The following is a 13,553-nucleotide window of genomic DNA, read 5'->3' on the forward strand; positions in this document are numbered from 1 at the left end:
GGCTCGGATGACGGGGGCGACGCGGGCCTGCGATGGGGACAGCGGGGTGGACGGGGATAAGACTTCCCGCCCGTCGGCCATCCACAGTGCCCTCTATCGCGGGGTGGTCGCGCACCGTCGCACTTGGCCGCGTCACCATCATTTGCGGTACCGCGTCTGGTCCATGGTGCTTGATCTGGACGAATTGCCGGTCTTGCACCGCCGGCTGCGCCTATTCTCGTACAACCGGTTCAACCTGCTGTCCTTCCATGACGCCGACCATGGCGACGGGTCCGGCCAGCCCCTGCGCGCCCAGGTGGCGCGCCTGCTGGCGGAGGCGGACGCCGGGTACGACGGCGGGCCCATCCGGCTGTGGTGCATGCCCCGCGTGCTGGGCTACGTCTTCAACCCCCTCAGCATCTATTTCTGTCATCGCCGCGACGGGTCGCTCTGCGCCCTGGTGCATGAGGTGAACAACACCTTTGGGCTGCGCCATAGCTACGTCATCCCCGTCGGCGCCGGGGATGGCGGCCTGGTCCGACAGCGCTGCGCCAAGCGCCTGCATGTCTCCCCTTTCATGGACATGGACGCCCGCTATGATTTCCGCATCGCACCCCCGGCGGAAAGCTTGAGCGTCGCCATACAGGTGCGCTGCGGCCAGGTGCGCCAGGATGACAGCCTGGGCCTTCCCATCCTGTCCGCTTGCTTCAGCGGCCGGCGCCAGGCGCTGGACGATGCCAGCATCCTGGCCGCCTGGTCGGCGCACCCCCTGCTTACCCTCAAGGTGATGGCCGCCATCCACTGGCAGGCGCTCAAGCTGTGGTTGAAGGGCGTCGGATTCCGCCCCAGCCCACCGGCGCCGTCCCGGCCCGTCACCATCGTCTCTCCCACTGACTCCGGCCTGTAGGATCTCTCCGCCCATGTCTACCTTGGATATCTCTTCCAAATCCCCGACCTCGGCGCAGCCCTTGCGGCGGCTGGCGGCTCATTTGCTGTCGCGCGTCATGGCCCGTGTGGCGGCTGGGCGGATCACGGTGCAACTGCCGGACGGCACCCGCCTGACGCGCCAGGCTGCCCATCCCGGGCCGGACGGCGTGCTGGAGATCCATCGCTGGCGCGCGGTGCGGCGCCTGGCCTTTGGCGGGGACGTGGCCTTCGCCGAAGCCTATGCCGATGGCGACTGGTCTAGCCCCGACCTGCCGGCCCTGCTGGAACTGGCCGCGCGCAACATCAGCCGCCTGGACGGCGCCTTCGCCGGCACGCCCCTGGCCCGCATGGTGAAGACCCTGGTCCACCGTGGCCGCGCCAACACGCGCAAGGGCAGCCGGCGCAACATCATGGCCCACTACGATTTGGGCAATGACTTCTATGCACGCTGGCTGGACCAGGGCATGGCCTATTCCTCCGCCCTGTACACGGCTGCCGACCAGACGCTGGAGGCGGCGCAGGAGGCCAAGCTGGACCGCATCGTGCACCTTCTGGGCCTCAGCGGGCGGGAGCAGGTGCTGGAGATCGGCTGCGGCTGGGGCGGCTTGGCGGAGCGGATTGCGCGCCAGGGTTGCCATGTCACCGGCCTGACGCTGTCGCCGTCGCAGTTGGCCGTGGCCCAAAAACGTCTAACGGATGCCGGTCTGGGCATCCGGGCCGACCTGCGTATGCAGGACTACCGCGACGTGACCGGCACCTATGACCGCATCGTCTCCATCGAGATGCTGGAGGCGGTGGGCGAACGCTACTGGCCCGTCTATTTCCAGACGCTGCGCCGGCGCCTGTCCGATCAGGGTGTCGCCGTGCTGCAGGTCATCACCATCGACGAATCCCGTTTCGAGCATTACCGGCGCGAGGTCGACTTCATTCAGCGCCACGTCTTTCCCGGCGGCATGCTGCCGTCCCCCTCGCGCCTGGTGCGGGAGGCCGAGGCGGCCGGCCTGCGTCTGGAGGGGGCGGAGACGTTCGGCGACAGCTACGCCCGCACGCTGGCGGAATGGCGCCAGCGCTTCCACGCCGCGTGGACGGATATCCACGCCATGGGCTTTCCGCCCCATTTCCGCCGGCTGTGGGACTATTACCTGGCGTACTGCGAGGCGGGCTTTCGTGCCGGCGTGATTGATGTCGGGCTGTACCGCCTGGTGCCAGCGACCTGAGTTTGGGCGAACCATCCCTGGAGAAAAGTGAAAAGGACTGATCCGGATCAAGCGATGCGGCCGGCGCATGGTTTATGGCTTTTACCAGCGGCGCGAGACTTTGGCTCGTGCCGCTGGTAGGACGCGACTGCGTCCGCCGGAGCGAGCACCGCAGGGCGTAGCGAGGAAGCCTGGCCAGCGGATGCTGGCGCCCGGCGACTGAGGAGGCATTTGAGCGGTCACGATCAAATGCCACGCGTATTAGGCAAATCCTGATCCGGACACCGTCCCATGCACGACCACCTGTCCATGCTGCAGTCCGCGCCGTTGAGCCTGCCCGCCCTGATGGCCGCCGTGTTCATGGCCGGCCTGACAGGCGGCTTTGGCCATTGCGTCGGCATGTGCGGCCCGTTCGTGTTGGCGCAGGTGGGGGCGGGTGAGGCGGCGAGGCCAGCGTTGGCACGGCCCGCCGGCGTCCTGCTGTTGCCCTATCACCTGGGCCGCATGACCACCTATGCCGCGCTGGGCGCCGTCGCCGGCGGCTTATCCGGCCTGGTGGTGCGGGCGACGGAATATCGCTGGCTGCTGGCCGTGTTCCTGGGGATCGCGGCGCTGCTGTTCCTGCGCCAGGGCCTGGCCGGGCTGGGCCGGGTGGCGCCCCGCCTTGTGCGTCTTGTGCCGGCCGGCCGGTTCAGCCTGGGAACGGCGGGGGCCGCGCGCCTGACGGCGGCGCTGGCCCGGCCGTTGCGCCGGCTGTTCGCCGATCCGCGCGGCCTGAATGGCTATCTTCTGGGCGTGCTGCTGGGCTTCATTCCTTGCGGCATGGTCTATGCGGCGCTGGCGGCGGCGGTCAGCAGCGGGTCCGCCGGCGGCGGCGCGCTGGTGCTGGCGGCCTTCGCCGTGGGCACCGCCCCCAGCCTGATGACCGTGGCGGTGGCCGGCCGGGCGGTGGGACGCCAATTCAGCGGCGTCGCCGCCTGGGTCACCCCGCCGCTTATGCTGCTGAACGCGGCCTTGCTGCTCAGCCTGGCGTTTGGCGTCCTAGACCGTAGCCCGTTCTGATCCGCTAAACGGTGCAAAGCGCCCGGGCGCGCTCGATGGCCGCCATCACATCGTGGCGGCGGGTCCACGGCAGGAAATGGCCGGCCCCGTCCAGCGTCCTCACCTCCACCATCGCCTGGGACAGGTGGTGTTGCAGATAGGCGACGTTGCCGTAGGGCGATTCCCGGTCGGCCGTTCCGTGCAGGATGACCACGGGGCAGCGTACCTGGCCCAGGTCCCGCGCCAGGGCGTGAAGCTCCGGCACGATGGTCAGCAATTCCCGGTTGGCGTTGCGCAGCGGCCGGGGCAGCAGCCGGCGCCAGGGTTCCCGATCCGCCCAGGGCTGCAAGGGATGCTGGTGTTCAATGTCCGGATCGAAAGAGGTCGCCACCAGCACCAGGGCGGCCACGCGCTCCGGCTGGTCCAGTGCCAGGCGCGCCACCACGGGGCCGCCCATGGAATGGCCCACCAGGATGGCCGGCGGGTTGGCGGGGTTGAGCGCCAGCAGTGGCGCCAGCCGTCCGGCCTGGGCCTTCAGGCCGATCAGCGCCTCTCGCGGGGCGCTGTGGCCGAAGCCCGGCCGATCCGGGGCTAGCAGCGACACCCCCTGGGGACCATGGCCCAGGAACCAGCGCCAGCCGCCGGCGCTGCCCGGTGTGCCGTGCACCAGGATGATGGGACGGGCCGCCTGCTCCACCGGGTCCGGTCCGGCGGCCAGGACGCTCAGGCCATGGGCGCCGACGGTCAGCCGGTGGACGATGTTCATTCGGACCCGCCGTCGCCCTGGCGGTAGGGGCTCTCCGCCATCAGCGTTTCGATGTCGGCGGCGGCACCCGCGCGCTCCCGCTCCACGAAATCGGCCACGGCGCGGCGCAGGCCGGGGTCGGCGATATAATGGGCGCTGTGGGTGGTGACCGGCAGGTAGCCGCGCTGCACCTTGTGTTCGCCCTGCGCCCCGGCCTCCACCCGCTTCAGGCCACGCTCGATGGCGAACTCGATGGCGCGGTAGTAGCAGGCCTCGAAATGCAGGAAGGGGTAGTCGCCGGCGGAGCCCCAGTTGCGGCCGTAGAGCGTATCGTCGCCCATCAGGTTCAGAGCCCCCCCACCCAGGCGGGGCGGCCTTTCTCGTCCGGACGGGCGGGGTCGCGGGCCATGACCAGCACGACGCTGTCTGCCATTTCCGCCCCCAGCCGATGGAAGAAGTCTTCCGTCAGGTAGGCCCAGCCCCATTTACGGTCGCTGGTGGCGTTGTACAGGCGGAAGAAGGCGTCCCAGTGTTCCTCCGTCAGGTCGCCGCCCGTCAGGGTCAGCACCTCTACCCCGCTGTCGGCGACCGCCTGGCGTTCCTTGCGCACGGCCTTGCGCTTGCGGCTGCTGAACGCGGCCAGGAAGTCCGCGAAGTCGCGGTAGCCCCTGTTCTCCCAATGGTACTGCACGCCGTGGCGATCCAGCCAGCCGGCCCCGGTCAGGGCGGCGCGATCCTCCGGTGCGGGGAACGTGACGTGGACGGATGACAGCTTGTTGTCCACCGCCGCACTGCGCAGCGCGGCCACCATGAGCCGCCGTACGCCCTGCGGATCGGGACAAGTGAGGTCGACCAGCAGGCGGGGCCCGGTCGCCGGCGTGAAGGGGATGGAGACCTGAAGCTTGGGATAATACTCCCCACCCGCGCGCTCATAGGCGTTGGCCCAACCCTGGTCGAAGACATATTCGCCGTAGGAATGGGACTTCAGGTACATCGGCGCCGCCCCCACCAGGCGGCCCTGGGCGTCGCGCACCGTCAGGTGCTGCGGCAGCCATCCGGTCTTGCGCCCGACGGAGCCGCTGTCCTCCAAAATCCTCAGGAAGGCGTGCCGGGTGAAGGGATGGCCGGGATAGGCGTCGCTGGCCGCCAGCCTGTCCCAATCCGCCGCGTCCAGCGCGCCGATGCGCGGGGCCACGGCCACCTTGAGACCCGACGTCCAGTCGCTGCTTCCATCCGCCATCACGCTATCCCGATCCGTTCGGCACCCAGGCTAATAGTCGGGTGCCGAACGGCATTTAACAAGAGCGGGTGGCGTGCAAATGATGAGGTGGCTTAGGCCACTTCCAGGATGGCCTCGACCTCGACCGCGACGCCCAGGGGCAGGGCGGCGGCGCTGACGGCGGAGCGGGCGTGGCGGCCGGCGTCGCCGAACACCTGCACGAAGGTCTCGGAGGCGCCGTTGATGACCTTGGGCTGGTCGGTGAAGTCACCGGTGGAGTTGACGAAGCCCACCAGCTTGACCACGCGCACCACGCGGTCCAGGTCGCCGTCCAGGGCGGCCTTGGCTTGGGCGATCAGGTTCAGGGCGCACAGGCGGGCGGCTTCGGCGCCCTGTTCCACCGTGAAATTGTCGCCCAGCTTGCCGACGCAGCGCAGTTCGCCGTTCCAGAACGGAATCTGGCCGGACAGGAACAGGGTGTTGCCCGTGCGCACGGCCGGGACGTAGGCCGCCACCGGGATGGCCGGGGTCGGCAGCTCGATGGCGAGTTCTTTCAGACGGGCGTCGATACGGCCGGCCATGTCTTCCTCCATGATGGGATCGTTGGGACTGAAACTGCTATCGGCCGGGGACCATAGCGCCATTGGGCGCCGGCAACCAGCCACGGCGTATGAAGAGATCGCGCAACGGGCGGGTGGTGAGCACCGCCACGGCCGCGCCCGCCACCACGTCGGACGGATAGTGCGCGCCCACCCACAGCCGTGTGGTGGCCAGGGCCAGGGCCAGCCCCACCAGCGCCCGCCGGTGCCGGGGCCACAGGATGCCGATCGACAGGGCCAGCGCCACCAGGGTGTCGGCGTGGCCGGAGGGGAAGGAATAGTAGCGGAAGCCCATGTGGAAGGGCTGGGGCCACATGGCGCCCTCGCTCAGGAACAGGATGGGCCGGGGCCGGCCGACCACCGCCTTCACGCCGTCCACCGCCAGGCCGGACAGGGCCACGGCCAGGAAGACGAAGGCCACGGCCCCCAGCCAACGGCCCAGCCGTTCCCGCTGCGTCCCCTCCGCCTGGGCGCGCGCCGTGGTCAGCGCCAGGGCCGCCAGGCCCAGGGGCACCAGGCTGTACAGGCTGTCACCCGCCCGCGTCAGATGATGGCTGACGGCCGTGACCCAATGCGGCAGCTGCGCCGCCCATAGGGCGAAGGGCCGGTCCACCCACAGCATGAGCCCGGCTTCCAGCGCCAGGAAGCCGGCCAGGATCAGGATCGAACGCCTCACGGCTGGGGCGTCGCCGGCTTCGGCTGATCCGTGGGCGCCTGATCAGCGGGGGCGGGCGCGTTGACCGGCGCGCCGGCGCGGTACAGGGCCAGGTTGGCCCAGTTGCCGCGCGAGTAGTTGAACCCGCGGAAATGCTTGATGAGTTCCGGCGACAGGCCGCGCGCGGCCAGCTGGGCGGCGAAGGCCGGTTCCTCCTTGTCCCGCACCAGGGCCAGGCCACAGCCGGGATCGTCGGCCAGGTGGTTGGCCACCATGTCCGGCTCACCCAGCTTGGTCTTGGTGCCCACCAGGAAGACCATGCTGGGCTCGGTGTACCCCGACGCCGCCAGCACAGTGGTGGGGCACAGGCGGTGGTCCGCCACGGCCTGGGCGATGGTGGGGCTCAGCCACATGGCCTTCAGGCTGGGCATGACCAGGCCCAGGATGGTGATCATGCTGAGCGCGCCGCCGGCGGCCACAGCCAGGGTCAGCCGCTTCAGGCAGCCGATCCGCTCCAGCACCACGAAGGCGATGCCGGTGGCCAGCGCCAAGGCGCCGGCGACGAAGCCCGCCGGTAGGTTGGTGCCCTCCAGCCGCAACGGCGCGCCGGCGCCCAGGATGGCCAGGGCCACGGTGATGACCAGGTAGACGAAGACGACGGCCCAGCGGCCGATGCGGCCGGCTGTCGTGGGCTGATCCAGCGTGCCTTGGGTGCTGCCCCGACCGGCCGCCGCCTTGGCGTCGATGCGCGACAGCAGCGCCGCCATGCCCAGGAAGGCCAGGGCGGGGAAGGTGGGCAGGACATAGTGGGGCAGCTTGGTCGCCACCGCCTCGAAGATCAGCCAGGTGGGCACGATCCAGGCCAGGCAGAAGCGCACGGCGTCGTCATGGCGGCGGCGCCAGGCCCAGGCGGCGCCCAGTCCCACCAGCAAGCTGCCGGGCCAGAAGCTGAGCCAGAAGGTGATGAGGTAATAGCCGGGCGGGCCGGCATGCTTTTCCTGGCCGGAGTTTACTTTGCCCAGGAACTCGTGCCCGATGGCGTCGGCGAAGAACTGGCCCTTGGTGGCCACGGCGATGGCTATGGCCCAGGGCAGCACCATGGCCAGCACGATGGCCAGGCCGGGCAGGGGGCGCAGGCCCTTCAGCCAGGACCAGTCGCGGTCGGCGAAGCCCAGGGTGACGATGCTGCCCAGAACCGGCAGCAGGATGACCGGCCCCTTGATCAGGATGCCGACGCCCAGAGCCACCCAGAAAGTCAGGGTCAGGCCCCAGGTGGGGGGCAGGGGCTTGCGCCGGTCCAGATAGATGCGGCCCAGCGCGCCCATGGCCGCCACAACCGTGGCCAGCAGCACGGCGTCGGTCTTGGCCATGCGCGCCTCGACGCTCAGCAGCACGCTGACGGCCATGAGCAGGGCGGCGCCGAAGCCGGCGGTGGCGCCGAACAGCAGTTGCCCCGCCCAGGCGGTCAGCAGCACGGCGGTGACGGCACCGATGAGCGAGGGCAGGCGGTAGGCCCAGATGGGTGTCGTTTCGGGGTCATGGTCGCCGGTGACGGCCTGCACCGCCGTGACGGTTGCGCTCTGCAGCCAATGGATACCCACGGGCTTCTTATTGCGCGCCTCGTCCTGGAAACGGATGGAGACGAAGTCGTGCGTTTCCAGCATCTGCCGGGTCGCCTGGGCGAAGCGGCTTTCATCCCGGTCGAAGGGCGGGATGGTGGTGAAGCCCGGCAGGAACGTCGCCAGGGCCAGCAGCGCCAGGATGACGTAGTGCACGGGCCGCAGGACGGCGGGGCGGAAAGTATCGTTCATCGATTGGACGTCCCGTCAGGTCGCGGCGGCGGCTTCGGCGCGCTTGTGCTTGTGGATCAGGTGCAGGTTGCGGGCATAGACCACCAGGCCCGGCATCTGGCCGGCGATGATGACCAGGTCCGGCTTCAGCAGGCCGTACAGCAGCACCAGGGCGCCACCCGCCAGGCTGAAATACCAGAAGGTCACCGGCACGACGCTGCGGCCGGCGCGCTCACTGGAAATCCACTGCACGATGAAGCGCGACATGAACATCGCCTGGCCGAACAGGCCGAAGGCGGCGATCCAGCCGTTCTTGCCCAGGGCTTCCTGCCACCAGTGCGCCAGGAACTGGGCGATATGCTCCCACACCATGCTCTCAGACCTCCCGCACGGTGCCGGGCATGGTGTTCCGCCGCAGCATCCACAGCATGCCCAGGAGGTCGAAGAAGCCGACGAAGGCGCGGCCGATGTTGGTGTACTTGGACCGGCCGGCGTGGCGCTTGCGGTCGTTGATGGGCACGTTGGCCATCTTCCAGCCGCTGTAGGTCGCCACGGTCGGAATGAAGCGGTGGATGGCGTCGAATTGCGGCAGTTCCAGCATGGCGGCGCGGTGCACCAGCTTGAAGCCGCAGCCGGTGTCGGGGCAGCCGTCGCGCAGCAGCGACCGGCGGATGCCGTTGCCCAGGCGCGAGGTGATCTTCTTGGCCAGGGTGTCGTCGCGGCGGCGGCGGATGCCGCACACCACCTTTACCTCTGGGTCCCGCTCCACCGCCGCCAGCATGGGCGCGATGTCGCGGGGGTCGTTCTGCATGTCGCCATCGACCATCATGATCCAGTCGGTCTTGGCCGCATGGCAGCCGCTGCGGATGGCGCGGCTCTTGCCCGCGCGCTGGCCGTGGCGCAGGACCCGCACGAACGGGTATTTGGCCTTGGCCTGCTGCAACTCCGCCGGCGTGCCGTCCGTGCTGCCGTCGTCGACGAACAGGACCTCATAATCCCCGGGGTAGGGCGCCACGGCTTGCAGCTCTTCCAGGAGCGGCAGGATGTTGCCCTGCTCGTTCAGGACGGAAATCAGGATGGTGTAGCGCAAACCCATCACCTCGGCGCACGGAGGGCACGAAAAAATCCGGGCCGCCGCCTCGGCAGAGGCGCCCGGGATATGTTTGGGGCAGGAAGCTACAGTTTGCCGCCAGCGTCAACAAGGGCGGCCTGCCCCGGGGTGCTGGATAGGACAGGGGTGCCTTGCGGCGGCGCGCCTTGAAGGTCGCCGCTTTGCGAACGCCGCCGCGCCGGGGGGTGTGTCAGGCGACGGAGGCCAAGGGCGCGTCCAGGGCCAGCACATCCGCCAGGCTGACGCTGCGCACGCCAGCGGCCGTCCAGTCACGCCGCGCGGCGGTGAGGGAGCCGTGCAGGTCGATGGCCCGGCAGGCGTCCTCCACGATCAGCGCCTCGAAGCCCAGGCGCGCGGCGTCGGTGGCGGAGTAGGCGACGCAATAGTCCGTGGCCAGGCCCGCCAGATAGATCCGCTGCACCCCGCGTTCGCGCAGTGCGCCGGCCAGGCCGGTAGGTGTCACCCGGTCATTCTCGAAAAAGGCGGAATAGCTGTCGATATGCGGGCGGAAGCCCTTGCGCACCACCAGCTGCGCCTTGTCCACCGCCGGGGCTAGGCCGGGGTGGAAGGCGGCTCCTTGCGTACCCTGGACGCAATGGTCTGGCCACAGCATCTGCGGCCCATAAGGCATCTGCACCATGTCGAACGGGCGATGGCCAGCATGGGCGCTGGCGAAGGACCGGTGGCCCGCCGGGTGCCAGTCCTGGGTCAGGATCACGGTGGCGAAATGGGCGGCCAGCTCATTGGCCGGCCCCACCACCGCGTCGCCATCGGCGACGGCGAGGGCCCCGCCGGGACAGAAATCGTTCTGGATGTCGATCAGGATCAAGGCGTCGGTGTCGGTGCGCATTCGGACTGCCTGGCGTTCGGGCGGCTCCTGCGGCGGCGGGAGGCACGCGTGATGGTTTCCAGCGACTCCGCGCCCAAAGGCACCGCCGCCTTCACACGGGGAATTCATTCATCTGAAACACATCGTACATGAAAAAGCCCTCCCAAACCGCAGTTCGGGAGGGCTGATTCTTTTAGGATTATGGCCCTAGGCCCTCTGTCCGAAGGGGCCTAGGGCCAGAAGGGCTTACTTCAGCACGCGGCTCCACCAGCCCTTTTTCGGCTGCTCCACCGGCGGGTTCAGCTCCACCGACGGATGCACCGCGGGGGCCGCTTCGCCGGCCGGGGCCACGTCGGCCGCCGGTTCCGTTACCGCCGGCTCCGCTGTCACCACCGGCGCCTCGGGCGCCAGGGCAGCGGGTGCCGCCTCGGCAACCGGCGCTTCTTCGGCGGAAACTTCGGCGGTGGGGGCCTCTGCTGCGGGGGTAGCCTTCTTGCGGCTGCGGGTGGCGCGCTTGGGCTTGGCCGGGGCCTCCTCCGCGACCGGCGCGGTGTCAGCCGCGGGGGCCGCGGCTTCGGTCACGACCGGAGCTTCCTCGGCGGGGACTTCGGCGGCGGGGGTGGCCTTCTTGCGGCTACGGGTGGCGCGCTTGGGCTTGGCCGGGGCCTCCTCCGCGACCGGCTCGGCGGCCGGGGCCGCATCGACCGGGACGGGCTCCGTCACCGGGGCCGTCACCGCTTCGACCGGGGCTTTCACCACCGGCTCGGTGGCGGGCACCGGAACGGCGGCATCCACCTCGGCAATCACGGTGTCGCTTTCCGCACCTTCGGCCGCGACGACGTCACCATCGTCGCCCTCAAAGGTGTCACTCCCCGTGACCTCACCCTCGGTGCCTTCGCCCTCGGCGCCATGGCGGCCGCGACGGCGACCGCCGCGCTTGCCGCGACGGCGCTTCTTGCGCTCACCATTGGCGTCATCGCCGTCGGCCGTCTCCAGACCCTCGGCGCCCTCGCCATCGGCATCCTGGCTGGCGGCAGGTTCGACGCCTTCACCGGCGATGGCCGCGTCGGCGGACTGTTCCCCCTCGGGGATATCGGCGGTCTGCGGCGCGCCTTCGCCCCGCTCGTGCCCACCGCCACGGCGGCGGCGGCGGCGGCGGCGGCGATCCTGGCCGTTGCCTTCGCCATTGCCGCTCTCAGCCGTGGTTTCCTCGACCTCTTCCTCGGCGACCTCGTCCTCAACCTCGTCCGCCTTTTCCAAGGCGCGGTCGGTTTCGGCGTAGATGCGCTCGGCGCTGACGGCGGCGGCGGGCTGATCGTCGGCGGCCGTGCGGGCGCGGATGCGCTCCAGACGGTGGTCCGGCGGCACCAGGCTGTCGTCGGTCGACAGGAAGACACGCAGGCCGTAGCGGCGCTCGATGGCCGTCAGGGCGTCGCGCTTCTGGTTCAGGATGTACAGGGTCACCGAGCTGGCGGCCGTCACCGTGATTTCGGTGGAGCGGCGGCGGATGCCCTCATCCTCGATGGCCCGTAGCACGGCCAGGGCCGCGCTTTCCAGCGACCGCACCATGCCGGTGCCCTCGCAGTGCGGGCAGCGCTCGAAGTTGATTTCCTGCAGGCTGGGGCGCAGCCGCTGACGCGACAGCTCCATCAGGCCGAAGGGGGAGATGCGACCCAGCTGGATGCGCGCCCGGTCGGCCTTCATGGCCTCCTTCAGGCGCTTTTCGACCGCGGCGTTGTTGCGACCGTCCTCCATGTCGATGAAGTCGATGACGATCAGGCCGGCCAGGTCGCGCAGGCGCAGCTGGCGGGCCACCTCCTCGGCGGCCTCCAGGTTGGTGCGCACCGCCGTCTCCTCGATGTTCCGCTCCTTGGTGGAGCGGCCGGAGTTGACGTCGATGGCGACCAGGGCTTCCGTCTGGTTGATGACGATGTATCCACCCGAGCGCAGTTGCACCACCGGGTTGAACATGGCGTCGATCTGGTTTTCCACCTGGAAGCGGTGGAACAGCGGAATGTCGTCCGTGTAGGGCTGGATCTTCTTGGCGTGGCTGGGCATCAGCATGCGCATGAAGTCCTTGGCGGTGCGGTAGCCCGCAGCACCCTCCACATGCACTTCGTCGATGTCGCTGGCGTACAGGTCGCGGATGGACCGTTTGATGAGGTTCGCTTCCTCATAGATCAGCGCCGGCGCCACCGCCTGCATGGTCTGCTCGCGGATGTTGTCCCACAGACGCATCAGGTACTCGAGGTCGCGCTTGATCTCCTGCTTGGACCGTTCCATGCCCGCGGTGCGCAGGATGACGGCCATGCCTTTCGGAATGTCCAGCTCCTCCAGCAACTCCTTCAGGCGCTTGCGGTCCTGCGGGTTGGTGATCTTGCGGGAAATGCCGCCGCCCCGGGGGGTGTTGGGCATGAGCACGCAGTAGCGGCCGGGCAGCGACAGATAGGTGGTCAGGGCGGCGCCCTTGGTGCCGCGCTCTTCCTTCGTCACTTGCACCAGCAGGATCTGCCGGCGGCGGATGACTTCCTGAATCTTGTAGGAGCGCAGCGAGCGGGGACGGCGGCGTTCCTCGCCCTCTTCCTCGGCATGCGCGGCCTCGCCAGGGTGGCCGTTTTCCTGGGGCGCGCGGTCGCCGTTGCGGTCGCCCCGCTCCCGGCCGCGACGGCCGCGGCGGCCGCGATGGCGGCGGCGGTCGCCGCCCTGGCGGGCCGCGTCGCCTTCACCGGTTTCGCCATCGGCATCGGCGGCTTCGCCGTCGGCGCCCTCTTCACCCTCGGCGTCGCCGTCGGTGTCGTCGTCCTCGCCATCATCCTCGACGAATTCCGCCGTCTCGCCATCGGCGTCGCCGCTGGTGGCGTGCTCGGCGGGCAGTTCCTCGGTGATGTAGGGCTGCTCGATGGTCAGCGGCTGAGCCGGCGGGACGTAGGCGTCTTCCGGGTGCCCCTCCGGCACCACCAGGTCGGTGGCCACCGTCTCATGGGCCCCCACCTCGTCAGCGACCGCCTGATAGGCGGCGGCGGGTTCGGCCTGGGCGTCGTCGTAGCTCACGGCGGCGGCGCCGGCCTCCAGCAGGGGCGGATGCTCCGCCGCGTGCAGGGCCTCCTCCTCCTCGTGCTCCAGGGCCTCGCGCTCCCGCTCCAGCTCCTCCTGCTCGCGCAGCAGAGCCTCGCGGTCGGCGACCGGGATGCGGTAGTAGTCGGGATGGATTTCGGAGAAGGCGAGGAAGCCGTGGCGATTGCCGCCGTATTCCACGAAGGCCGCCTGCAACGACGGCTCCACCCGGATCACCTTGGCAAGATAGATATTGCCCTTCAGCTGCTTCCGGCTGGCGATTTCAAAATCAAGCTCATCGAGCTTGTTACCGTTGACGACGACGACCCGGGTCTGCTCCGGATGCGTGGCGTCGACAAGCATACGCTTGGCCATTTTTTATCCTCATGGCACAGGGACGGCATGCCC

The 13,553-nt window shown here is 69.4% G+C and carries 13 protein-coding genes; 3 read left to right on the top strand and 10 right to left on the bottom strand.

Translation table 11 applies throughout. The features are described 5' to 3' along the window. Positions 1 to 7 precede the first annotated feature (7 nt). The 3 genes from UCD39_RS06950 to UCD39_RS06960 all read left to right on the top strand — a co-directional run bounded on the left by UCD39_RS06950 (position 8) and on the right by UCD39_RS06960 (position 3,164). Positions 8 to 886, top strand: coding sequence for a DUF1365 domain-containing protein (locus UCD39_RS06950; RefSeq protein ID WP_330495317.1), 879 nt, complete (start codon positions 8 to 10; stop codon positions 884 to 886). A gap of 13 nt (positions 887 to 899) precedes the next feature. Further along, entirely contained in the window at positions 900 to 2,123 is a 1,224-nt protein-coding gene (locus tag UCD39_RS06955; protein ID WP_330495318.1) for a class I SAM-dependent methyltransferase, read from the top strand. A gap of 270 nt (positions 2,124 to 2,393) precedes the next feature. After that, positions 2,394 to 3,164 carry a sulfite exporter TauE/SafE family protein gene (locus UCD39_RS06960; RefSeq protein ID WP_330495319.1) on the top strand — a complete coding sequence of 257 codons (771 nt, stop codon included), beginning with the start codon at positions 2,394 to 2,396 and terminating at the stop codon, positions 3,162 to 3,164. Between the two features lie 4 nt (positions 3,165 to 3,168). On the opposite strand, the gene UCD39_RS06965 is transcribed toward UCD39_RS06960, so the two are convergent. The 10 genes from UCD39_RS06965 to UCD39_RS07010 all read right to left on the bottom strand — a co-directional run bounded on the left by UCD39_RS06965 (position 3,169) and on the right by UCD39_RS07010 (position 13,520). After that, a complete protein-coding gene (locus tag UCD39_RS06965; RefSeq protein WP_330495320.1) occupies positions 3,169 to 3,909 on the bottom strand; it encodes an alpha/beta fold hydrolase in 741 nt (246 codons plus the stop codon). Further along, complete coding sequence (locus tag UCD39_RS06970; protein ID WP_330495321.1) at positions 3,906 to 4,229, bottom strand: peptidogalycan biosysnthesis protein; 324 nt, start codon at positions 4,227 to 4,229, stop codon at positions 3,906 to 3,908. The genes UCD39_RS06965 and UCD39_RS06970 overlap by 4 nt, the downstream gene beginning before the upstream one ends. A gap of 5 nt (positions 4,230 to 4,234) precedes the next feature. Beyond that, positions 4,235 to 5,128: a GNAT family N-acetyltransferase gene (locus UCD39_RS06975; protein ID WP_330495322.1), complete on the bottom strand. Its 894-nt coding sequence runs from the start codon at positions 5,126 to 5,128 to the stop codon at positions 4,235 to 4,237. Positions 5,129 to 5,220: 92 nt separating this feature from the next. Beyond that, positions 5,221 to 5,688: a RidA family protein gene (locus UCD39_RS06980; RefSeq protein WP_330495323.1), complete on the bottom strand. Its 468-nt coding sequence runs from the start codon at positions 5,686 to 5,688 to the stop codon at positions 5,221 to 5,223. A 37-nt stretch (positions 5,689 to 5,725) separates the two neighbouring features. Next, a complete protein-coding gene (locus UCD39_RS06985; protein WP_330495324.1) occupies positions 5,726 to 6,382 on the bottom strand; it encodes a phosphatase PAP2 family protein in 657 nt (218 codons plus the stop codon). Next, positions 6,379 to 8,172: a phospholipid carrier-dependent glycosyltransferase gene (locus UCD39_RS06990; protein WP_330495325.1), complete on the bottom strand. Its 1,794-nt coding sequence runs from the start codon at positions 8,170 to 8,172 to the stop codon at positions 6,379 to 6,381. The genes UCD39_RS06985 and UCD39_RS06990 overlap by 4 nt, the downstream gene beginning before the upstream one ends. A 15-nt stretch (positions 8,173 to 8,187) precedes the next feature. Next, positions 8,188 to 8,523: a lipid-A-disaccharide synthase N-terminal domain-containing protein gene (locus UCD39_RS06995; RefSeq protein WP_145729386.1), complete on the bottom strand. Its 336-nt coding sequence runs from the start codon at positions 8,521 to 8,523 to the stop codon at positions 8,188 to 8,190. Positions 8,524 to 8,527: 4 nt separating this feature from the next. Further along, a complete protein-coding gene (locus UCD39_RS07000) occupies positions 8,528 to 9,247 on the bottom strand; it encodes a glycosyltransferase family 2 protein (RefSeq protein ID WP_145729387.1) in 720 nt (239 codons plus the stop codon). 205 nt (positions 9,248 to 9,452) lie between these two features. Beyond that, positions 9,453 to 10,112, bottom strand: a complete 660-nt coding sequence (pncA, locus tag UCD39_RS07005) for a bifunctional nicotinamidase/pyrazinamidase (RefSeq protein ID WP_322485094.1) — start codon at positions 10,110 to 10,112, stop codon at positions 9,453 to 9,455. A gap of 225 nt (positions 10,113 to 10,337) precedes the next feature. Further along, the gene (locus tag UCD39_RS07010; protein WP_330495326.1) at positions 10,338 to 13,520 is read right to left on the bottom strand and encodes an Rne/Rng family ribonuclease; all 3,183 of its coding nucleotides are present in this window, start codon (positions 13,518 to 13,520) and stop codon (positions 10,338 to 10,340) included. Between the last annotated feature and the right edge of the window lie 33 nt (positions 13,521 to 13,553).

The sequence above is a fragment of the Nitrospirillum karajorum genome (assembly GCF_036348415.1).
GTDB classification, from domain to species: domain Bacteria; phylum Pseudomonadota; class Alphaproteobacteria; order Azospirillales; family Azospirillaceae; genus Nitrospirillum; species Nitrospirillum amazonense_B.